The sequence below is a fragment of the Spirosoma flavus genome (genome assembly GCF_054778555.1).
Window position 1 is genome coordinate 2073140 of record NZ_BAAGZL010000001.1, and the last position, 22582, is coordinate 2095721.

Annotated in this window: 12 protein-coding genes; 2 read left to right on the forward strand and 10 right to left on the reverse strand. The window is 48.3% G+C overall.

What is annotated here, in order from left to right:
• Nucleotides 1-164 precede the first annotated feature (164 nt).
• From ACYVF1_RS08080 to ACYVF1_RS08100, 5 genes are all read right to left on the reverse strand, one after another.
• Nucleotides 165-1202, reverse strand: a complete 1038-nt coding sequence (locus ACYVF1_RS08080) for a fatty acid desaturase (protein ID WP_461077377.1) — start codon at nt 1200-1202, stop codon at nt 165-167.
• 59 nt (nt 1203-1261) lie between these two features.
• Nucleotides 1262-1636 (reverse strand): hypothetical protein, encoded by a 375-nt coding sequence (locus tag ACYVF1_RS08085; protein WP_461077379.1) that lies wholly within the window; start codon nt 1634-1636, stop codon nt 1262-1264.
• Nucleotides 1637-2367: 731 nt separating this feature from the next.
• Nucleotides 2368-2820 carry a cold-shock protein gene (locus ACYVF1_RS08090; RefSeq protein WP_461077381.1) on the reverse strand — a complete coding sequence of 151 codons (453 nt, stop codon included), beginning with the start codon at nt 2818-2820 and terminating at the stop codon, nt 2368-2370.
• A gap of 664 nt (nt 2821-3484) precedes the next feature.
• Nucleotides 3485-4426 carry an NAD(P)-dependent alcohol dehydrogenase gene (locus ACYVF1_RS08095; RefSeq protein ID WP_461077383.1) on the reverse strand — a complete coding sequence of 314 codons (942 nt, stop codon included), beginning with the start codon at nt 4424-4426 and terminating at the stop codon, nt 3485-3487.
• A 65-nt stretch (nt 4427-4491) separates the two neighbouring features.
• Nucleotides 4492-5577 carry an alkene reductase gene (locus ACYVF1_RS08100; RefSeq protein ID WP_461077385.1) on the reverse strand — a complete coding sequence of 362 codons (1086 nt, stop codon included), beginning with the start codon at nt 5575-5577 and terminating at the stop codon, nt 4492-4494.
• 253 nt (nt 5578-5830) lie between these two features.
• Here ACYVF1_RS08100 and ACYVF1_RS08105 point away from each other — a divergent pair, with 253 nt between their 5' ends.
• Complete coding sequence (locus ACYVF1_RS08105) at nt 5831-6331, forward strand: cupin domain-containing protein (RefSeq protein WP_461077387.1); 501 nt, start codon at nt 5831-5833, stop codon at nt 6329-6331.
• An 8-nt stretch (nt 6332-6339) separates the two neighbouring features.
• Here ACYVF1_RS08105 and ACYVF1_RS08110 read toward each other — a convergent pair whose 3' ends face one another.
• The 5 genes from ACYVF1_RS08110 to ACYVF1_RS08130 form a co-directional block, all read right to left on the reverse strand.
• Nucleotides 6340-7320 (reverse strand): helix-turn-helix transcriptional regulator, encoded by a 981-nt coding sequence (locus ACYVF1_RS08110; RefSeq protein WP_461077389.1) that lies wholly within the window; start codon nt 7318-7320, stop codon nt 6340-6342.
• Nucleotides 7321-7450: 130 nt separating this feature from the next.
• Complete coding sequence (locus tag ACYVF1_RS08115; RefSeq protein WP_461077391.1) at nt 7451-8827, reverse strand: DUF3748 domain-containing protein; 1377 nt, start codon at nt 8825-8827, stop codon at nt 7451-7453.
• Between the two features lie 22 nt (nt 8828-8849).
• Nucleotides 8850-9497: a gluconate 2-dehydrogenase subunit 3 family protein gene (locus ACYVF1_RS08120; RefSeq protein WP_461077393.1), complete on the reverse strand. Its 648-nt coding sequence runs from the start codon at nt 9495-9497 to the stop codon at nt 8850-8852.
• Nucleotides 9494-11239, reverse strand: coding sequence for a GMC family oxidoreductase (locus ACYVF1_RS08125; RefSeq protein WP_461077395.1), 1746 nt, complete (start codon nt 11237-11239; stop codon nt 9494-9496). Before ACYVF1_RS08125 ends, ACYVF1_RS08120 begins: the two co-directional genes overlap by 4 nt.
• A gap of 534 nt (nt 11240-11773) precedes the next feature.
• Nucleotides 11774-17923, reverse strand: a complete 6150-nt coding sequence (locus ACYVF1_RS08130) for a putative Ig domain-containing protein (RefSeq protein WP_461077397.1) — start codon at nt 17921-17923, stop codon at nt 11774-11776.
• 616 nt (nt 17924-18539) lie between these two features.
• On the opposite strand from ACYVF1_RS08130, the gene ACYVF1_RS08135 reads away from it, so the two are divergent.
• Nucleotides 18540-22526, forward strand: coding sequence for a hybrid sensor histidine kinase/response regulator transcription factor (locus tag ACYVF1_RS08135; protein ID WP_461077399.1), 3987 nt, complete (start codon nt 18540-18542; stop codon nt 22524-22526).
• The last annotated feature ends 56 nt before the right edge of the window (nt 22527-22582 follow it).

A 22582-nucleotide genomic window follows, 5' to 3' on the forward strand; every position in this document is an offset into this window, starting at 1 on the left:
ACTACAGACCAGATAAAACTGTTATCATATAAAAATTTTTAACAGTTTAAGCTGTTATAAGTATCGTTTGCTGCCAAGTAATTACAATAGCATTTTGTAAAGTAACCAATTCTTCCAGGCCTGGAAGAATTGGTTACTAGTGCTGAGCTAAAAAGACTGGGAAATTAAGACCGGGTAATTTCGCATTGCTGTTGACGAACGTATTTTTTTAAGAAGTCTGCTTTGTTATCTCGATAAGACGCTACGGCTCCAAGTTTATATAAGCTGTAGATATATACCCAGGCCAGATCCAATTGAAACGGAAGAAAACCGGCACGAGCACTGCTTGGATATAGATGATGATTATTATGCCATTCCCCAGAAAAAATGCCTGGACGTGTCTGATTCACCGATAGATTCCGACGGTCGAAATCAACACCCTCCACGTGTTTGACCTCCCCTTTGCCATGCCCCGTATAATTAAAGGCGCGCACTAGAACGAACCAAAACAAGGCCCCTGTAAACAAAGCACAGGCTAATCCGTGGCCACCAATCAAAAAAAAGACACCATACCAGAACGACCAATTTAGTAACCATAAGCCAGCGGTATAATAGGGACAGGCGATAGAGCCCCAGTTTTGGTACATTGCGTAGTTGTTAACTCGAATACCCGTATGCGTTAAGAAACCAGAAGCCTTCGTATATTCTTCTTCAGTCAGATCTTTGGCAATGCTCTGATGATTGACATCCGATAACATGCAATACATTAGGCCACCTTTGGCATTATAAGGATCGCCAGGCTGATCTGATTTTGAATGGTGTACATGGTGTGATACTACATAAATTTCTTCGGGAAAAGTTCGTAGTACTAGATTTTGCGTTATAAATCGCCAGACCGGATGGCTAAACGTGTATGCTTTATGAGTACTGTATCGATGAAACCAAATAGTAGCATGGGTACTCATAATGAGAATGCCATATAGAAACCCAAGGGCAAATAATTGAATGGTAAAGTACTTCAGGAAAGCCAGTAGAACAAAAGGGACCAGGCATAATGCCATCAGCCAGCTCATGGCGGAAACCCAATTCTTTTTGGTTTGAAACACATTGATTCGGGAAAAAGCTTCTCGATAGAGTTGTTTAGTTGTCGGAATAATTAACTCACCATTTTGATCACTCCATCCATAGGAAGGTTGTTGAAGAACTTTATCAATAAATGCCATTTTGAAAGCGATGAGTTTTATTAAGTACAATACGTAACGATTAGCCAGATTGAAATAGGTTAACTTACCTTTTTACGATCCGGTAAAACAATGATTTCGGCTGATATTCGGTTGGTATCAACAATGGCTTTGGCAAAAATGGAGTGGCCTTTGGGAGTCATCAAAAATAATTGGCCACCGCGCAGTCGGGCTAATTGATGAAGCAGTTTCAGCTTAACGGTTAATTCTTCCGTTTCCTTTGTTTTAAGGACGATTTCAAAATAAGATGTTTGGTCACCTTGTTGCCCGCTTACATCCGGAACAAATGACTTTCCATCACCTTGTCGCCCATAGCTAGCTGGCATTGAATAACCTTCTGCATTGGCTTTAATATCCGTATACCCATTTAGTCTAACCCAGTTAATTACGTTCTGAATATAGGCTTGTTTGTTCATAGAAAGAATAGCATAAAGAAATCTATCGTTGAAGTTAATTCATTAGTAAAAACCGTACTACACCCTTGTTTAGCCTCTGAACAAGTAAGTCAGAATGAAACATATTTTGAAAGAAGTGAGTATGGCTTACCAAATCTGCCTGATTAACAATCAGTAGGCATAAATTGAGGAATCAAATCCGTGCGCTTTGCCGCTTGCTCGTAGGTGAGGTAAAGCACTGTCTTGGGCATGTTTCGGACTAGGTAAGGTTTTTTACTGGCTTCAGTTGCTTGGTGAGCAATTCGTTGTCGATCTTTTGCCGTTGTTTTTTGCATTTAGTTTGCCAAAATAAGTGATCCGTTAACAGTATTTTTCGAATCGAGACAAGGCTGTCTATGCCATTCCATTTAAATCGGTAAGCACGGTCAGATTCGTTGAGTTTTTCACAGCTACGAGGAAACAAAGTGGTTTAAAAGCTACCAAAAGCGTTACCTTAGACTAATGGGGAAGGTAACAACAATCTGTTTTATAAGCAGGCTTCACAAATATGCTTAAGCTGCTTACAAGCATTCCTTGTTAAACTGAAGAGTCGAGTGACATGTATGACGGTTAAGTGAATACAACCGCCAGTTTATTTAAGTGGAGAGCGTATCCGGGTGAAACTAAAACCCTAATGATCTAATAAGTTAACGTGTGTAGAGGTTAACTATTGTGACCACATTGGCAATGTAGAAGCTGACCCCAATTGTAAGTTAACGAAGCTTCCGGATGTCGATGGCGCTTAGTCCCTTAGGGGTCGTTTCAACCTGGAAGCTCACAACATCATTCAGACGGATTTGATCGATTAGTCCGCTTTTATGGAAAAAGATTGTCTGATGAGCGTGCGCTTCTTTGATGAAACCATAGCCTTTTGATTCTGTGTACGAACTGATAATACCCTCCCGGTTTGCTCGATCAGGGGCATTTTCTTGCCTGCTAACCTGAATTACAATATCTTCAATGGCTATCTCTTTCCTGCGTTGCAGGTCAGGGGGGGTATGGGTAAGATTGCCATTCTCATCTACATATGCCAGCATGGTATCTAGGCTCTGTCCTTTAGTGAGATTGGCTTTGCGCACCTCTTTTTTCTTTTCTTTATCTTGTCTTTTTTTATCTCTAGCTTTTTCTTTCTCTTTTTTAGAAAATGTTTCCTGCGATCTACCCATTGGTCATTTGGTTTGGTGATCAATCAACAAAAGTTCTCAGCTAAATACTGGACTAAAAACAATATGGCCCGAATCAGTTGAAACCTGGTTACCTGTTTCGACTGATTCGGGCCACATCTACTGGTAGAACCCAAAGAATCCCTAATTAGTTGCGTCCATGGTTTAAATATTATATATGCTGGTATGAATTTATAAAATTCAATAAAATACAACATAATTACTTGATTTGCAGGTATTAATCACAAGGGCATAATTTGTAATAAAGAGTAGTGATCATTTCCTTTGAGTAGCATCTCGCTAATGCGACTGTTGCAAATAGAAAGGTGGCGGGGCACAATTATTTTGGTGCAAGGTTTGATTTAAATAGCTGCGCTAGCAAACTTAGAAACCCCTAATTCAACTGAATTTATTACACATATGACCCTAAAAGGATTGTAGGTTGTCCAATAATTTGAGTTGTCCAGTAGCCACAATCCTTTTCTATTATCTAGTCAACGTTCGCCTGCTTGCTGTCTAAAATACGAAACCAAAATATCAGGACTATTATAACTCCTGAAGTCGTAGCTTATATCTATGTTTTGTGAAGATACCTTTAATGGGATTACTTGCTGATTTATTCTTCAGAACATTATAGTTGATTAGTAATCAGCCATGAAGGATAGCTTCAGTCAAGAACAATTACTGACTTTCCAATAAGTTTACCCCGACGGGCTTCTCTATAAGCCTCTCTAATGTTGGTGAAGGAATACGTCTTGTCCAGCTCGATCTGCAGATCGCCTTCTGCTAGCTTCGTTAACGTATTGAATCCTTCAACGGATGGTTTCAAGATCAGGATCTTGAATTTTTGCCCGGAAAATAGATTATTAACAAACGAGTAAGCCAGCGACATTGGGGAAGGAAGCGTACTGACAAAAACAGCTTTTGATTTCATCAGACCCTTTGCATCGCTAAACGAAAGTTTAGTCGATAGGTCAATAACTACGTCGAACTGTTGGTTGAGCCGCTTGATATCCTGCTTATTGTAGTCGATTACCGTTTCGGCGCCCCATTTTGCTGCCTCGGTAACGCCTTTCGTACTGACAACCGCGGTCACCTTGGCACCACGTTTTTTGGCAATCTGCACAGCAAACAGGCCAACTCCGCCGGTAGCACCGTTAATTAATACGTCCTGGTCAGCGCCAACGGCCGCCAGTTTGTCAATAATCTGTAGCGCTGATAGTCCGGTTACGGGTAGTGCGGCTGCCTGCTCAAATGAGCGATTGGCTGGTTTAGGGGCAATATCGCTTTCGTTTACGGCAACATAATCGGCTAAGGCTCCGCCTTTAAATACGTCCAGTAGGCCGATTACTGCGTCGCCCACTTTAAAGCTGGTAACGGAACTACCGGTTTGTTCTACAATTCCGGAGAAATCGATGCCAACCGATTTGGGGAATGTAGAGCCTGACATTAATTTCATTTCTCCACCATAAACTTTCCAATCCAGCGGATTAATAGAGACCGCTTTTACCCGGATCAGCAATTGATCTTTCTGTATACTTGGTATTACCTGCTCAGTTAATTCCAATACGCTTTCGTCGCCAAACTGGTTGTACGTTACTTTTCTCATGTTAGTTGAATGTTTGAGTTGAACAATAGGATCGGTCGCAAATAAGAGGTAGGCACGATGGCCGTTTATGCGATTTGTGTCACTTCTTCTAATACAGGATAATCCGTGTAACCTTGCGCATCAGGAGTGTATAGTGTCATGTAGTCTACCTCATTGAGAGAAGCGTTTTTCTCGATTCTGCTCATGAGATCTGGGTTAGACAGGAAGCTTCTGGCAAAGGCCACCAAATCGGCCGATCCATCCTGTAATTTTGCTTCGGCGGTTTCCGCAGTTAATCCGTTACAGTAAATAATTGTATTGGAAAAAGCGTTGCGAATGGCCTGATGCGTTTTTTGAGGTATCGAAGGACTGTCGGAAATGTGGATGTACGCAATGTTCAGGCGACTCAATTCGCTACTCAGGTGTGCATAGGTCTGGTGTACGTCGGCCTCGTCGTATGCAGGCATATCGCTCAGGGTTGAGTACGGCGATATGCGTAGACCCACTTTTTCAGGGCCGATACTAACGGCAATCTTTTCGACGATCTCCAGAATTAAACGGCTGCGATTTTGTATACTTCCACCATAATTATCGGTACGGGTGTTGACATGAGGATTTAGTGATTGTTCCAACAGGTAACCGTTGGCGCCGTGAAGTTCTACACCATCAAAACCAGCTCGAATAGCATTCTGGGCAGCTTTGACAAAGTCATTGATCACATAGGTTATACCTTGTTCATCCAGGGCTACAGGCTTGGAATATTCTTGCAAGCCTTCTTTGTCTGTGTAAATTTCTCCAGTCGCTTTACGATCAGAAAGACCTACCGGCTGATAGCCCACTGGTAGGTTTGCGACATGAGCTATCCGTCCAGTATGCATCAACTGAACAAATATTTTAGACCCATTCTCGTGCACGCCTTTCGTAACCTCCTTCCAGCCTTCAATCTGTGCTTCGGAGAAGATACCCGGAATGCGAGGATAGCCCAATCCTTCCGGACTGGGTGAAGTCCCTTCAGTTACGATCAACCCTGCCCCAGAACGTTGTTGATAATAAGTAGCCATCAACTCATTAGGCAGATTATGCAGCGCCCGACTGCGCGTCATCGGAGCCATTACAACATGGTTTTTTAATTGGAGTCCGCCTTTCGTATAAGGCATTGCTAATTTTTTCATTGCCGTGTGATTTACTTTTGATACGGCAAAGTAGGCGTTAAAAAAGAGCTGAAAATAGCGCTTAAAGCCGGAAAAATAGTCGAATCCGACAGAGTGAGTTTTTCGCTACTTTTTGTGTCATGTTCTACTCTTATGATAACATAGATCTGAAGGCTGTATATTTCGGTTTGCCCGATGCGACTGTTTTATGGTCTTATTGAGATATTTTTCGGCAAGACAGCTCCCGAAATTTGCCTAGTATTTAAATCGAATCATGATGGAAAATCATAAAAAACCAATCGCCGTTGGCGCTGAAGAGGGGAGAAGCGTTTCAGTTGGTGGGAGTACCTACCGAATTCTGGTTGGCGGAAAAGATACAGCAGGCGCTTTCGCCACTATTGACATGCTGGTACCGCCCGGTAGTGGACCTGGGCCACATGCCCACGCGGATTTTGAAGAATCCTTTTACGTAATTGAAGGCGAAATTGAAGTTAAATCAGAGTTTGGTAACTACGTAGCGACAAAAGGGACTTTTATTACTATTCCCAAAGGGGGCGTTGTGCACGGCTTCAAGAACAAGGCTGAGCAAACGGCACATTTGCTTTGCACCGTAGTACCGGCCGGTCTGGAAACGTTATTTGAGGAAATTGGTCAGCCCGTTGCACCTGGCCATTTCCTTCCTCCGCCAGTGCTGGATGCCGCTACCATACAAAAATTACAGACAATCGCCGAAAAGCATGGTCAGCAGGTATTCCCACCTGATTATCTGGGGTGAACTAGTCCCTACGAATTTGAGTATCGCTTAGGATTTAAGCCATAATGCTTTTCAAAAAGTCGGCTAAAGTGACTCAGATTGGAAAAACCTAGCTCATAGCCCACCTCACTAACGGAATGCTTACCCTGTTTCAGAAGGAAGGCCGCTTCTTCCATTCGGGCTTGCTGATAATAGTTGTAGATGGTGGTGCCAAATGTTTGCTTAAACAATTGTTTTAGTTTGGTTTCGCTCATGGCTGCGACCTGAGCCAGCTCACGGATTACCGGTGGCACACTCAGGTCGCTGATGACTTCATTACGTATGTACAAGAGCCTTTCCGCATCGGCGCTGTTGATCGCTTGATGGGCAGCATTTTCGCGTAACGACAATTTATGGAAAACCAGATAGAGTAGTTCCTGCACCTTGATCTGCATGTAGAAATGACTCAAAGGGGCAGTTGTATCGACGGCAGTCAAGTTTTTCAGCAGCAATTTGGTTTCTGCAGTCATACGTTCAAAAAAAAGAAAGGAATTACCGCTGCCAGTAATGGTTTGTAGTACCGAATTAGGCTCGTTGATGGCTAATAATTCGGTTAAACGCGGTGGTTTTATGGCGACAACCACATAATGAATCGTTTGATGGGCAGGAAAACGGATGGTTGAGCTGAGATCGTTAGAGGTCACCTGGATTGCCGACTCATCGCGTTGCGAAAAAAGGACCTGGGGAGCATCATCGTAAGCAATCTCGAGCGTTTGCTCGTTGTTGTAAAAAAAAACGGTGATCAAGTCATTTCCCTGCCCTGATGTATTACGCTTTATGATCAGATCTTCGTTGAGCAGATAGCTGTGAATGGTGATCTTGAAGTCCGCTCCGAATGTTAACTTACGTATGTATCCCTGACCTAAATAATCCGGTATTACTAACAGATCGTTCTGCACCCTTGCTTGTACATGCCGGGCAAAATAAGTCATAAAGTCAAAATCAGGCGAAGCGGAAAAGCTGAATATCATTTGGATGAATCTATTTCGGCAAAACTTCGGCAATATACAGACTGAATATTAACTTCGGTTAACAATTAACCTATTGTAAATGAGTTTATTAGATGGATTATTCTGGGCGCTTATTCATAGGATTAACAGTCTAAAAGCCAGTTAACTGGAATAATTGGATATATCGCCCGGCATCGGTTGAAACGTAGCGGTTGTAAACGATTCGATCCCCTTTGTTGGACCATACTACGCCATTGATCGGCCGCTGCTCATCAGTCGATCTAGGAGTAAGACGCTGGAATTTCCCACGAGCCAAATCGCTCACGAAAATGCTGTTATCAGCCGCATAAGCAACCTGTTTTCCGTCTGGACTGAAGTTGAAGGTTGTTTGGATGGAAAATGGTTGGTGGGTCAGTTGCCGGATCGGACCACCGTTGGGCGATACCCCAAATAGTTGGATCAGACCAGCCGTGTCTTTTGCCAGGAAGCCAATGAGCGAGCCATCGGGCGAGCTTCGTAACCAATGCCGGGGACCTTCAATCCCGTGTTCCGTGAATGTAATCCGACGTTGATGTACGCCAGCGGGCGGATTCGGGCGGGTCGTCGCGGTACCTTCCAGCGGTTGACCAGATACGGCCTGAGTCAGATCCTCCGGCAAATCAACCACAAACACTTCTGTGACGAGTTGATTTTCCTTGTTCCGAACATTCCCCTGAAAGGCTATAGCTCGTTTTTGCCTGCTTCCATCGGCTTTGTGGTACCCATCATTGCCAATCCAGGTCTCATCAAATGCCCGCTCGATCTCGTCGCTACCCTCTTTGGGCTGTTCGGTCACTTGGGCAATAACGGTAGCAAACCACTCGCCATCAAAACTATCCGCATTATTGGTATTATGCACCTTCACGGGGTGAGCCGGCGTTAAAACGCCCACCGTGCGAAGGTCTTTTACCGCTGGGTTCGTTTGGGAAAGCCGTTCCATAACTTCATCGTTATAGGTAAAACTGATTCGCTGCCCGTCGGCGCTCCACTGATGCGCGTGAGTGCCGCCACGTAACGCCCCCGGTACAAACGGAGACGTAACGCATCGACCATCCAGAAAATGAGGATTCTGTGGCTGATCGACAGCAACCAGCACACCAGTTCGTCGGCTCATGGAATACGGGTAGCGGGCATCGGCGTTTCTGAGTCCATGTAAGAACAGAACCTTTGGCTCCGTGGGCGAGAACGTAGCAGCGCCCGCTCCGGGTCCGTATTCGGTCTGATTGGGCGTTCGATAAAGCAGACGGGTTTCTTTCGTGTTCACATCAACCAACTCTATTGAATTGGTTTGGCCCAAACCCGTATCGACATTACGTGTATCATACACAATCCAGCGATCGTCCGGCGAAAAAGCCTGGTTATTGTTAAGGGTATGACCTTTGGGCCCGAAAGTCAATTGTGTTTCGATTGGCATTTTCTGTTGTTCACCAGCGAGCAGAAGCCCTAAAATAAGAGGCCAGCCGGGTATCAAATCTTGAAGAGTGGGCATGCAATTCCTGAAATTTTAATCATCAGCCCATATCCGCATAGTGCACATCTGAGTCAAAGCTTAGACCAAACTGATTCAGTACGTCATTTGGAGGACCGGCCCATTGATGAGGAGTGTTTCCCATGTAACCGAGAGCTGCAATGCCTGCTTTGCTGGTGAAATATCCGGCTGCCGTTAGGTTACGCATGCGCGAAAAGAACGCTACGCCCGGCGAAAATTCAGGTTTGGCTTTAGCCGGGTAAGCAATATCATCCACGATGGCGATACGTTGGGTCGCCGTACATTCCGTAAAAGGTTTTTCGAAACGATGACGACACTCGTGATCCAGCCAGTTCAGTCCTCCACGAACAGGAGTCTGCATATCCGGCTGATCTTTCAGCATAAACTCAATAAACTGTGGAACGCCTACCTGCGAAGCACTGGGTGAGCGGGCATCAGCGGGTAGAATAATATCGCACAGCAACGTAACGGTAGCTAATTCATGGGCTGTCAGGAATTTTGCCGTTTGCAAAGCGCTGTCTCTACGTTGCTCTTCGGGCGACTTACCACCCTTGAACGTAGTGGCAACTGCTTTAGGCAACGGCGCTGCTGGTGAAGCCTCGGGAGAAGCTGCGGCCGGTAAGCTCAACGTAGTGAGAGGAATTGCTTTTAGAATGTCCCGGCGGTTCATAGGGCTTTCGTTTTAATTTGATCGATGATATAGTCTGAGGTACGCATGGATGTAGCCAGAATGGTCCAGGTCAGGTTTTTATCACCCTGCGATGGGAATGCAGCTGCATCGACAACAAACAGATTTTTTACATCATGCGCCTGTTGAAACGGGTTGAGAGCCGAGGTTTTGGGGTCTTTACCCATACGTATCGTTCCGGCTTCATGAATGATACGTCCTGGGGCTTCCAGTCCATAGTTTCGATCCGCACCGGGAGCCGGACCAATCCGATGCCCACCCATCGCGTGAATAATTTCATCGAAAGTTTGCTGCATGTGTTTGGCCTGTTTTATTTCATAATCAGACCATTTGTAATGAAACCGCAACGTAGGAATTCCATATTGATCAACCCGGTTTGGATCAATTTCGCAGTAGTTACTTTCCAGGGGTACCGGTTCTCCCCGGCCTGACATCGAGACAAATGCACCGTAGTATCGAAGGTAATCCTCCTTTAAACCAGCGCCATACCCACCTGCTTCTTTCTTCTTGCCACTGGCGTCGGCAACAAGGCCATTATAAGCTTCTATGCCGGGCATGAAGTTATAATCGGGTATGCGCATACCGCCCCCATATTCGATATGGTACCCTCGCGGGAAATCCAGTTTTTTGTTGTCGAGCCACCAAGGCGTATAAATATGACAGCCTTGAGCTCCATCTTCATTGTAACGTTTGCGATTCATCAGGGCAGGCACGAAACCGGACAGAGACGCTCCGGTTGAGTCATTCAGGTACTTACCGACCACGCCCGAACCATTGGCCAGACCCTGCTGAAATTTGGAAGACTTTGAGTTCAACAGGAGCCGCGCCGATTGGCAGGTACTGGCGGCCAGAACCACAATCTTGCCCTTGACGGTGCGTTCCTGTAAACTGACCTTATCGACGTAGGAGACACCCGTACACAGGCCACTTTGAGAATCCGTCAGTATTTCGCGGGCCATGGCGTTGTTGATGAGCGTAAGCTTGCCCGTTTTCAACGCTGGAATAACCAGCGCCGACGATGACGAAAAATCTGCATACGCCGAACAGGCTCGACCACACTGGGCACAGTAAAAACAGGTTCCACGTTCCTGATTGATGGGTTTGGTCAGTACCGCCAATCGGGAAGGAAAGACCGGTACGCCGATGCTACGTGCTGCTTTGGTAATCAGCATTTCGTGCAGGCGAGGTTTGGGGGGCGGCAGAAAAAAGCCATCGGGCTCATTCGGCAATCCGACATTGGTGCCAAACACGCCGATGAGTTTATCGACCCGGTCGTAATAGGGCTTCATATCTTCGTAGCCAATGGGCCAGTCGACACCAATCCCGGAAAGACTATAGCGCCGAAAATCATCCGGGCCAAAGCGCAGCGAAATACGCCCCCAGTGATTGGTACGTCCGCCCAGCATTTGGGAGCGAAACCAGTGGAATTCAGTACCGGATTGGGCGGAATAAGGCTCGCCATCGATTTGCCAGCCTCCCCAGGCCGCATCGAAATCGCCAAACGGCCGAACCGTATTGGCACCTCGTCTTGGCGACTCATAAGGCCATTTGAGCTGCGTAATGTATTTGGGATCAGCGGGGTCAAAATAGCCTCCTGCTTCCAGCAGACAGACATTGGCACCCGCTTTGGTGAGTTGGTGGGCCGCCATGCCTCCGCCAGCCCCGGAGCCTATGATGATGACATCGTAGGTTGATAATTCTTTGCCGTTCAGATTACAAGACATAAATAATAAGGGCCTCGATAAGGAAAGGCCAGGTTTAGCACAAGCGTGGTTTTAGTTTAAATGCCTCAGTCTCTGGATTTTCAGACTGATTAGTTTAGAATATTGCGGATGTGTAATTCATCGGTTTGCAATATACTACTCAAGAATGGTTCGATCGGGCCTTCCTTTTGCCGAAAAAAATCGTCACAAGTGATTGCAGAACAGGCCGCACGTTCCGGATAAAATCGTTAAGCAACCTGGTGGTGGACGTACTAATTTCTTCTGAATGCTACGTTATGATTGAAGTAGATACCTATCATGATGCTACAGCTAGTCCGTGTTCATTACGTGTGGTGCAGGAAGTACATTGGGAAGGATTACAAGTCTTCTTGAGTAGCATTGTTTGATAAGAGTGTTGTCAAACCTGCCAACGTAAGGATCTAATGCGCCTACGTTAGAACGTACTGGCGTATTCGAGGGCTTGTTTATAACCAGCAAAAACGCCCAACTCTGCCAAGAGTTGGGCGTTTTTACGCAGTATAACTAATCAACACACTATTTGACTAGCACTTTGAGTTGCTGACGCTGGCTTGTTGTCTGTATATCAAGCAGTAACAGGCCACGGCTATTGTTAACGGGCATGCGTAACCGCTCTACCAGTCCGGCCTGTGGAATACGTTGCTGAGCGACCTGCTTACCCTGCTGGTCTACAAGGTAAACCATGACCGATCCTCCTGCCACGCCGTGTATCTCCAACTCCACCTGATCACCGTCAACCGGGTTGCCCAAGACACGTACTTGCAAACGATTCGCCAATTCACCTGTACCGATTCTGGCTGGGGTTGAACAGGCTGCCAGCCAGTTGTAATCATAACTAGCCTGAGAGCCGCCCTGCTGAGCCCGCAACCGCAATGTTGAATTATCGGTATACAACTCCAGGGTGTAGGGACCAGATGCCGTGGTGGGCAATAGCTCATTGACAATCGAGAAGCTCACCGGGCTACTATCCAAACCACTGTACTGCGGAATAAAGGTAACCGACCGACGACCCGCACTTAAACTCACGCAACTCAACGTCTGCACCCCCGTGATGGCAAAGCCTACCGGCGCATTGGCCGGCAACACCGTCAGCGAGAAAGTGGTGCTTACACTCAAGCCCGCCGGGTCTGTGGCCGTCACTGTCACACTGCTTACGCCACTCACACTTGGTATGCCCCCAATCTGAGTCGGTGGACTGAAACTCATGCCCGCTGGTAAGCCGCTCACACTGAGTACCAAACTTTGCGGTGTTTCATTATCCGTAAAGGTCAGCTGCGGAATGGTGTAGCCAAATGCCTGACCCACCCGCGCCGTCTGATTCGTCAGCGGAATGTTCACCCGTGGGGCTGAATTGGGTTGAGGGGGCGTACCGCAACTTGCCAGCCAGTTGTAGGTGAAACTAGATTCGTCCGCACTGCCCTCCTGACGAGCCTTCAGTACAATGGTCGGATTGTCGTTGTAGAGTTGCAACGAATACGGGCCCGGCGCTGTCGTGGGTACCAACTCATTCAACACCCAGAAATTGATCGGCTGACCATTAACACCTGAATAGCGGGGTGTAAAGCTGATCTCATAGCGATTATTGGCCACTTGGGTACAGGTGATTGGGCTTACCCCCGTGATAGCAAAAGGCGCACTGGCCGTCACTGATGTGGGCTGGATGGTCAGCATAAAGCTGGTCGTAGCACTGAGTCCCCCTGGATCGACCGCTGTCAGCGATACCATCGAGGTACCACTCACCGACGGTGTACCCGAGATAAGCGTACCCGCCAGCGTCAACCCAGTCGGCAATCCACTAGCTGTCAGCACCAGGGCATTGGGTGTCTGGGCATCCGTGAACGTATTGGATACATTCAGACTAAAGGGTTGCCCCTGAATACCCACCTGAGCCGAAATGGGATTCACCAGCGTGGGGGGCGTGTTTACGGCGTTGGGCTCAACAACCGTTAGGATAAAGCTGGTGCTGACGCTGAGACCCTGGGGATCGGTAGCCGTCACGGTTACCGAACGAACGCCCGCTACGGTGGGCACACCGCCAATCTGGGTGGGTGGCGTGAAGCTGAGTCCGGCTGGTAAACCACTTACCGTCACGACCAGGCTTTGGGGCGACTCATTGTCAGTAAAAGTCACCTGGGGTAGGGTGTAGCCGAAACCTTCTCCCACTCGAGCTATCTGATCCGTCAGTGGCTGATTCACGCGGGGAGGAGTGTTGGGCTGGGGTGAGCTACAGGCCGCCAGCCAGTTATAGACATAGCTCACTTCACCCAGTGTTCCAGCTTGCTGCGCTTTGAGGGTAATCACCGGGTTATCGGTGTAGAGTTGCAGCGTGTAGGGCCCCGGTGCGGTGGTGGGGAAAAGTTCATTGACCACCGAGAAGCTGATGGGCTGCCCATTGGTACCGACGTAAACCGGCGTGAAGCTGATCACGTAGCGGTTAGCCGAAATCTGCTGACACGTATTGGCTGTCACCGCCGTGATGGCAAATGGGCCAGCCGGAGGAGTATTCTGGATGACCATGACCGAAGCCTGCGCCGAACAGTTACCCGTCGTGCCCGTCACCGAAAACGGACCAGCGGAATTCACCACAATTGAGGTAGTAGTGGCGCCCGTAGACCATTGATACGTAGTGGCCCCATTTGCTGTAAGCGTAGTACTCTGCCCGTTAGCAATTGTCAGCGACGGATTTGCACTAATGCTAACCGAAGGTACTGAGTTGTCCTGACTCACCTGTGCTGAAGCCGAAGCCTTACAGCCATTTATTGCCGTCAACGTAACGGAATACATTCCGGCCGCCGTGGCCGAAATCGAGGACGTAGTGGCACCCGTATCCCACAAGAACGTACCAGTACCGATGGCACTCAGACTCGCCGACGACGTAGCACAGTTTAACGTAGCAGAGCCTGGACTGATGCTGACCGTAGGCTGGGTAGTATCCTGACCCACGGTGGTCGTCGCCGTTGCTGAACAGCCGTTGCTGGCCACCACCGTCACTGAATACAGGCCTGTCTGGCTGACAAGAACCATGTTGTTAGGGCTGGCAATAGGACCATTGGGCCCGCTAAAGCTGTAGGAGCTCCCCCCACTGGCGGTTAAGGTCACGCTGGTCTGGGTACAACTAAGTGGACCATTGTTTTGCAAATTTGCGGAAGCAGGAAACAGTACATTCACCACCGTAATATTGTTAGCCTCTAGCCCGTTTGCCCGAATAAATAGTCGGTAAAAGTCATTCTCGGAAGGGCTTGTCGGTATGAGGGTCTGACTGAAGAGGGGATTGCTGGAGGTGCCCATAACCGTTCCAGCGCCAGCATTGGTCAGCGTGTAGTTATACGTTCCGGTTACATTGCCAATCAGGGCTGTAAAGGTCAAGGGACTACCGGTGCATACCGAGCTGGAAGTAGCTGTAAAGCCGGTTATGGTGAGGGGCAAGACATCAACCACCAGCGTATAGGTAGCACTCACCCCTGAACAACCATTGGCATCGGTGGCCCGAACAGTAACGGGGAACGTACCGCTCTGGGTAGGCGTTCCCGACACCACACCGGTAGCCGGGTCCAGACTCAGCCCATCGGGTAAGTAACCCGTGGCCAGCGTGAAAGTGAGGGGCGATGCGCCACCAACTGCGGTAAAGGTCTGACTGAAGGGGGTGGATAGGGTGGCCGCTGTGGTGGCAGGGTTGGCAACCAAGATAGTAGCCGTATTACTGCTCACTGCGGTGCTGGTGGTGCTCACGCCACAGCCATTGGCATTGGCCACGATGACCGAATAGGTGCCCGGACTATTGACCACCAGGGTATTGGTACTGCCTGGGGTGCCTAGGGTGCCGCTGCCATTCACAAAGGTATAGCTGGTGCCTCCCCCTGCCGTCAGGGTCAGCGATGGATTTGCGCAGGTCAGGGTGCCCCCCTGACTGGCTGATAAACTGGCCGTGGGGGGGGCATTGACCGTCAAACTAGTCGATGCCGAAGATATTTGTATACCTACAGTAGCCACAGACATCGTAAACGTCTGTGGTCCCACCACAGTCGGGGTCAAGTCCGCTTCGATCGTCGGATTACCGGCCAGCACGTTAACTACGCCAATACGTGTGTCGGTGCCGTTGGTTAATTGATAGTTAACGAGACCAAGCACACCGGTGGGTAGGGTATAGGTAAAATGAACGGAACTTCCCAAACAGACGATGCTGGGGGTGGCTGTCAAGCCAGAGCCGGTGGGGGGGACCGCCTGAATTTCCAACGTAGTGGTTGTCGTAAACTGGGGGCAGGCTCCACTAACCGCTACGGTGTAGGTCACCGTGTAGTTGCCCGGTGAACTGCTGGCAGGCGTAATCTGGCCCGTGCCAGGGTCGATGCTCAACCCCGATGGAGAGGCTGTATACGTACCACCTGCCGTACCTGTGCGCGTTACGTTGATCGGTGCGGCTGTGGTGGAGAATGGTGAACCGGCATAAGCAATGGTGGCGCTGGGCGGAGTCGTACTACCCGCGATGACCTGCGAATCGGTGGCGGTACAGCCATTAGGCGCAGTGACAGTTACGGAGTACGTACCAGAAACCGTAACGCTACGTACTGCGGTCGGTACGTTATCGTTCCACCGGTAGTTTCCTCCACCCGTCGCCGTCAGACTGAGACTCGGCGTACTACAACTCAACGTAGCACTGGCCGGGGTGAGAATGCTGGCGGTGGGTGGTGCAGTATCGCTATTGATTACCTGAGAATCACTAGCGGTACACCCATTAGGCGCTGTTACCGTCACTGAATAGGTACCTGCGGCCGTGACGCTACGTACTGCTGAGGTGGTATTATTGTTCCACCTATATGTTCCCCCACCCGTCGCCGTTAAGTTGAGAGCAGTCGTAGTACAGGTCAACGTAGCACTGGTCGGAACAAGAATATTGGCCGTGGGAGCCGTATTATTAATGGAGATAACCTGAGAGTCAACCGCCGTACATCCGTTGGCATTGGTGACCGTCACCGAATACGTACCGCCAGTGGCAACGCTACGTACTGCGTTTGTAGAGTTGTTGTCCCAGCGATACGTTCCCCCACCCGTCGCCGTCAGACTTAAACTCGGGGTGCTACAGGTCAGCGTAGTGCTGGTCGGAGTGAGAATGTTGGCCGTAGGCAGTGCATTCACTGTTACGTTAACACTGTTCGTTGCCAGACAACCAATCGCATCACTGACCAGAATACTAAAACTGGCTATACCTGCTGTTGTGGCTGTGGCTGTTGTTGGGTTAAGATTGGCATTGCTCAGAAAAGTACCAGTTGGGGCTGTCCAGGTATAGCTGTAGGGAAGATTTAGGGAATTACTGGCGGTTGCCTGCAAACGAGTTGGGGTGAATGCACAAACCGGATTGGGCGTTGCCGAAGCACTAACCGCAACAGTATAGGGAGTACCATCAAACTCAGCCGCCCCAATATCAATGGTACGTGCTTTACGAGGTTTGCCCAGTACGTCGGTTGCGGTTGAATTGGCGGCATTATTGCCTGCATCAATGGCCGTGGCGCAGGGCAACAGTTGAGGTCCCGTAGCATTAGCAAAAGGCGTGCGGCTGATGATCTGGTTGTTACCGCCATCAGTATAATCGCTCACTCCCGACTGCAAAACCGAATAGCGGACGTTAATTATAGATGTAGAAGGATATCTAAGAAGAGCCCCTGCTCCCGCATTATTCCACAGAATACAGTTTACGAAATTGAACGTAGCATAATTACTAATTACTGCTCCTGCCGGGTTACTACGAAAAGTACAGTTAGTCAGGTTGAGTGTATTGTTAACTGAACCTATGGAGAACGAGCCCCCTGAACCACCCGTAAAATAGCAGTTAACTATATCTACATCAGCCAAAGCTGTATAAATATCCTTACCAAAGGAAGAACTGTTATCGATAAACTGACAGTTGATTAACTTGGTTGGTTGTGTCTGCTCTTGCTGAAAGAAGGCCCCGCCACCGTTGTTGTTTTCGCTGGCCGAGTTCCGGATAAATATGCAGTTTAAAAAACTAGGAGAGGCCAGCCAATTAAATACGCCACCACCACGGACGTCATAGACAGTCGATCCATTATAACCATTCGCATTCCCTCCTGTTATTACGACCCCATCCAAGATAGCGGTATTATCAAGGCCATTTAAAGAATGGTAGAAAACATGATAACAATTGTCGCTTGGATCGTTGGGAGTTCCAATATCACCCGATAACGTCGTTGAAGAAGGCATGGCCGTGCGGGCATTTGTATTTCCTTCCGTACCGCTTACACCAGTAAAGCCGCCCAGTACGCTCACGCCGTTCTTGAGCGAAAAAGAAGATGATCGTGTCGTACCAGGCTTATAGGTACCGCCAGCAATCCAGACCTGATCACCAGAAGCCGACGCATTGATCATAGCCTGCAAATTGCCGGATGCCTGACTCCAGGAGGAGCCATTACCCGTTGCCCCTGCCTTTACGTAGCGAATGGTGGCCGCCAGCGCTCTGGCTGAGCCCGTGCTGATCTGATGTTGTTTACTCGTAATTCCGGAGGGGGTTGGGAGTAGAGACGGAAATTTTAAAGTGCTGGATTGATTGGACTGAGCCTGACTTGACAAACTAGCCCATACTATAGATAGGAAAAGAACAAAGCATTTTTGCATATCCTGGCGGATGGCCAGGAATAGTAGAAAAGGTTTCATAAAAAATCAGTTTTGTTGAGGGAAAGAGGACTAAATGGGAAAATCAAGAGCGGCTGAACGCTAGCCCGGAGGATGGCTGGCAGCCATAAGCAAAGTAGAATAGATGAGACATGAAGGGCTACAAAAAAGAAGAGCTGGGCGAGGCATCTGTGAGCAGAAAACGTGTTTCATAATCGAGTAATTAATGGTAGGAATGCTTAAACAAGCGAACTAGAATCCCTGACTGGCATGCTCATTGCTAGTTGTATTCGTGGATGATAAACAGGTGTTAGTCAACATCTGGGTGACCTGTTCGTAAGATGGATATCTAGCGAGTTTGTTTTCAATTAAAAACTCACTAGTTTATATGTTATTAAAATTGAAAACACAGTATATTCAATATGACAAAAGTCTTAACTATAGATTATGTGCACTGTTAATTCCGTCTCAAATGTTGTTAATCCTGTCTCAGATTGTCGATATTAGCCACAAATGCTGCCATTTTTTCAGCACAACATTTGTAGGAAAGCTCTTTACAGTGTCGATGGTGTCACCGCTTTGATTGCCTGCTAACACCGAATGACCGACCAAAACCCGTTAACTTTTCTCTTCGTAACTCAACATAATCAGACCTGGCATGGGCCTGTATAACCTAACTCGGCATTGTCTTTTACTACTGGTAAGTTGGTCTATCAATCTAATTGGCAATTCTTCTTTAGCCCAGTCGTCGGCTTTACCTCCGCCCAGGGTAATTAATGATCGGCAAGGGTTGCCCCAGGCTTACATCACGGGCATCGTTCAGGATCGGCAGGGGTTTATCTGGATCGCTTCCCGCGACGGACTTTGCCGGTACGACGGCCGGACATTCCGGATTTTCAGGCCAGCCGCTAATGGAAAGCCATCACTTTCCTATCCCGGATTGATCCGGCTCGTACTGGACCATCATGGTATGATCTGGATCGTGAGTGAACGAGGGGATCTGGATCGATTTGACCCACGTACCGAAACGTTTACTAATGTTTCTCAACTCCCTGCCTACAAGAAAGCATTCCAGCAGCCGGGCACGATCTGTCTGGACCGGAAGGATCGACTCTGGATTGCTTTCGTTAATCAGGGAATTGGTTTATATGACACTCGTACTGGACGATGTCAGCTTTTTCGTCATCAGAAAGATCAACCGAATGGATTGCCTAATAACGAGGGAATTGGTGTTGCCGAAGACAAGCAGGGGCGCATCTGGGTCGCCACTCGGCTAGGGCTTAGCTATTTTAACGAAGCCCAGCAGCGTTTTGTGTCTCCTACCTTTCCGGTGCCTCACGATGACTTAAATGGCCTCTACCGAGCTCCGGACGGGCAGTTTCTGATTGGAACCAGCCAGCATTTGATCCGGCTCAATCCGCTCACGGGTCAAACGCAACAGTATCCCCTTCCCCGCTTGCAATACATATGGAATCAAATGCAGTTCGCAACCGATAGCAAGGGCGTGATCTATTTTCTGCGAGAAGGTTTCTTGTACCGATATACCAATCAGGAGGGAGTCCAGCCGCTTAGCTCTCCCGCCACGCTCTCTCATATTGAGCATGGTAGAAGTTTGTGGGTCGATCGCTCAGATGTGCTTTGGGTAGGGACGAATGGGGGAGGTATCCAAACGTATGATCTGCGGGGAAACCCTTTTCAGACAGCGCCTTATCAAGTTTCCTTTCATGTTGATTTGCTTCGGCGTTGGTTAGGTGTTCAGCAGCCCCTGCCGCCCTCCTTTGTGGCTAACCGCACTAGTTACGACTTTCGGTACACCATCGATCAACATCAACGACTTTGGTTTAACGTAGCTCGTGAACCATTTCAACGGATGGACTTAGCCAGTGGTCAGCTAACAACTATACCAGCGCCCGCGAAAGGAGCCAACCCCTATCCGATGGCCACCGATCCAGCCGGGCAGGTATGGGTTGCGCATGATTCGTTAGCCTGGTATTACCAGCCCGAGACGAATAAATGGATTCCGTTTGGGCATAAGATACGTATTCCAGGTGCTGGAGTTCAATTACAATTGGTGGTTGATCAACAGGCACTGTGGATTGCTAGTTTAGCCAGGGGCCTGATTCGGGTTGACCGACGAACGGGCGTTCATCGGCAGTTTACACATGTGCCTGCCGACCCGGTATCGATTAGTAGTAATACGCTATTTTGTTTGTCAGCCGACCCGACCGATCCGAATCGTTTATGGATCGGTACGTTCGGTGAAGGTCTCTGCGCCTTTGACAAACGTACTGGTCAAAGTCGACGTATTACCGAAGCCGACGGGCTTCCCAATAATGTAATTTACTCGGCCATCCCGGATCAGCAGGGGTATCTTTGGATCGGGACCAACAAAGGATTGGTACGTATGCATCGAAAAACCTTTCAGATGCGCACTTACACGCACGAAGATGGGTTGCTGGCCGACGAATTTAACCGCTTTCATTTTTTGTACCTTCCCAAACGAGGTACTGCTGATGAGCAAATTTATACGGGAGGGCTGGAAGGCATTACGGCTTTTTCGCCCCGTCAGATTCAGGATGACCGCTTTTCGCCTTCCGTTGAAATCACTCAGATTCAGGTTAATAACCAGCCATTATCGCTGAATAGACAGGCTGATAGTGTGGCTACACCCTTCCTGCCCGTTCAGACATTACAAGAATTAAAACTGCCTTATGACCAAAATTTCCTGACAGTTCAATTCGCGGTTGCCCAGTACAACAAACCTGAAAAGAACCGGTTTCGGTATCAGCTAGAAGGGCTTAAAAATCAATGGGTTGAGACGAATCAACCGCTGGCTATTTATACGAATTTAAGCCCCGGTCACTACGTCCTCAAGCTGAATGCATCCAATACGTCGGGCCAATGGAGTTCGCACGTACGTACCCTGTCAGTAATTATTCATCCGCCATTCTGGGCAACCTGGTGGGCGTATATACTATATGGACTCATCATTTTTGGCATAGCCTACGTAGTGCTACGTTCCTATACCAACCGATTACGCTTACAGCAGCAGCTTGCTCTTCAGCAGCAAAATCTGGCATTTCAGGAACGCGAAACGCAGCAGCTGCGCCAGATTGATGAGATAAAAACGCGTTTTTTCTCGAACGTAACGCACGAATTCAGAACTCCATTGACGCTGATTTTAACGCCTGCTCAGCAGTTAAAACAAAAACACACCGATACCGACGATCAGCGACGGCTCGGCGTTATTGAACGTAACGCTTACCAGCTGCTGGAGCTCATTAACCAACTGCTCGATTTGTCGAAGCTGGAAGCGAACGCCATGCCGGTCCAGAAGTCGGTCGGGAATTTAAGTGAGTTTATTGATGAAACAGTACGTTCATTTGGGGAGGAAGCCGAACGGGTGGGTGTTACGTTAAGCTATCAACCCCAACTCACGGGCGATTTTTTGTTTGATCGGGCTAAATTGGAACGTATCATCTATAATCTGGTGTCCAATGCGATCAAGTTCAGTCGAGCGGGCGGTCAGGTGATGGTTACGTTACAGCAAACCGCTGATGAACTGGTTCAGATCATTGTGGCTGATACCGGAATAGGTATTGCCCCGGAGCAATTGCCCTTTATTTTTAATCGCTTCTATCAGGCTGACGACTCCCCAACCCGTTCGCAGGAAGGAACCGGCATTGGTCTGGCCTTGGTTAAAGAATTAGTAGACGTACAGGCAGGTACTGTTCTGGTTAATAGTGAGCTTGGTGTAGGAACGACCTTTACAATTCGGCTTCCGTATCAACCCGCTTTCCGTGAGCAGCCGGCACAGGAAACTACCCATGACCAACCAACCGGCCAATTACTTACTACCTCTCAACCGAACATCGAATCGCCACTTATCCTGCTGGTGGAAGATAATAACGATCTGGCCGATTTCATCAGCGAAAGTTTACCAGCCTGGTATCAGGTAGTACGTGCCAGCGACGGTGTTCAAGGACTTCGTATCGCTATCGAGCGGATGCCCGATCTGGTTCTCAGCGACGTACTGATGCCCGTTATGGATGGCTATACATTGTGTGAAAAACTGAAGGCAGATCCGCATACCAGTCATATCCCAGTGATTTTACTGACGGCAAAAAGTTCGCTGGCTAATCGGGTCAACGGGTTGAGGGTCGGTGCTGATGATTACATCGCGAAGCCTTTCCATCTGACTGAACTACAGCTTCGAGTTGGAAATCTACTGGATAATCGGCGCCGACTGCGCGAATGGGTACAACAAAGTTTTACCCAGCCAGATAAGGTTTTATCCGATGAGGAGTTGAGTGAAACCGATCCGTTCCTGACCCAGTTTTATACTATACTGAATGAAAATCTGGATGACTCAGAATTTGGGATCAACCAATTGTCTCGTAAGATCGGTATGAGCCGGGCTAGTCTCTACCGCAAACTGGAAGCACTATCGGGTTTAGGAGTGAATGAATTGATTCAAAACTACCGACTGAAGCGGTCAACGGAGTATTTGCGGCAAGGCCAAACCATAACTGCAACGGCGTACCTGGTCGGTTTTTCGAACCCGTCTTATTTCTCGCAGTGCTTTCGTAAGCTTTACCAGCTCACTCCCTCTGAATTCATGAACCAGCGCCAGCAAATAAATTAGTCTGCTCTTGCAAGACATACACTAAAAGGGCCAGCATAACTATACTACGTTTCGCC

Coding starts and splice junctions, on each gene's coding strand:
- ACYVF1_RS08080 (WP_461077377.1), bottom strand. CDS start 1,202: ATGGCATTTATTGATAAAGTTCTTCAACAACCTTCCTATGGATGGAGT.
- ACYVF1_RS08085 (WP_461077379.1), bottom strand. CDS start 1,636: ATGAACAAACAAGCCTATATTCAGAACGTAATTAACTGGGTTAGACTA.
- ACYVF1_RS08090 (WP_461077381.1), bottom strand. CDS start 2,820: ATGGGTAGATCGCAGGAAACATTTTCTAAAAAAGAGAAAGAAAAAGCT.
- ACYVF1_RS08095 (WP_461077383.1), bottom strand. CDS start 4,426: ATGAGAAAAGTAACGTACAACCAGTTTGGCGACGAAAGCGTATTGGAA.
- ACYVF1_RS08100 (WP_461077385.1), bottom strand. CDS start 5,577: ATGAAAAAATTAGCAATGCCTTATACGAAAGGCGGACTCCAATTAAAA.
- ACYVF1_RS08105 (WP_461077387.1), top strand. CDS start 5,831: ATGATGGAAAATCATAAAAAACCAATCGCCGTTGGCGCTGAAGAGGGG.
- ACYVF1_RS08110 (WP_461077389.1), bottom strand. CDS start 7,320: ATGATATTCAGCTTTTCCGCTTCGCCTGATTTTGACTTTATGACTTAT.
- ACYVF1_RS08115 (WP_461077391.1), bottom strand. CDS start 8,827: ATGCCCACTCTTCAAGATTTGATACCCGGCTGGCCTCTTATTTTAGGG.
- ACYVF1_RS08120 (WP_461077393.1), bottom strand. CDS start 9,497: ATGAACCGCCGGGACATTCTAAAAGCAATTCCTCTCACTACGTTGAGC.
- ACYVF1_RS08125 (WP_461077395.1), bottom strand. CDS start 11,239: ATGTCTTGTAATCTGAACGGCAAAGAATTATCAACCTACGATGTCATC.
- ACYVF1_RS08130 (WP_461077397.1), bottom strand. CDS start 17,923: ATGAAACCTTTTCTACTATTCCTGGCCATCCGCCAGGATATGCAAAAA.
- ACYVF1_RS08135 (WP_461077399.1), top strand. CDS start 18,540: ATGGGCCTGTATAACCTAACTCGGCATTGTCTTTTACTACTGGTAAGT.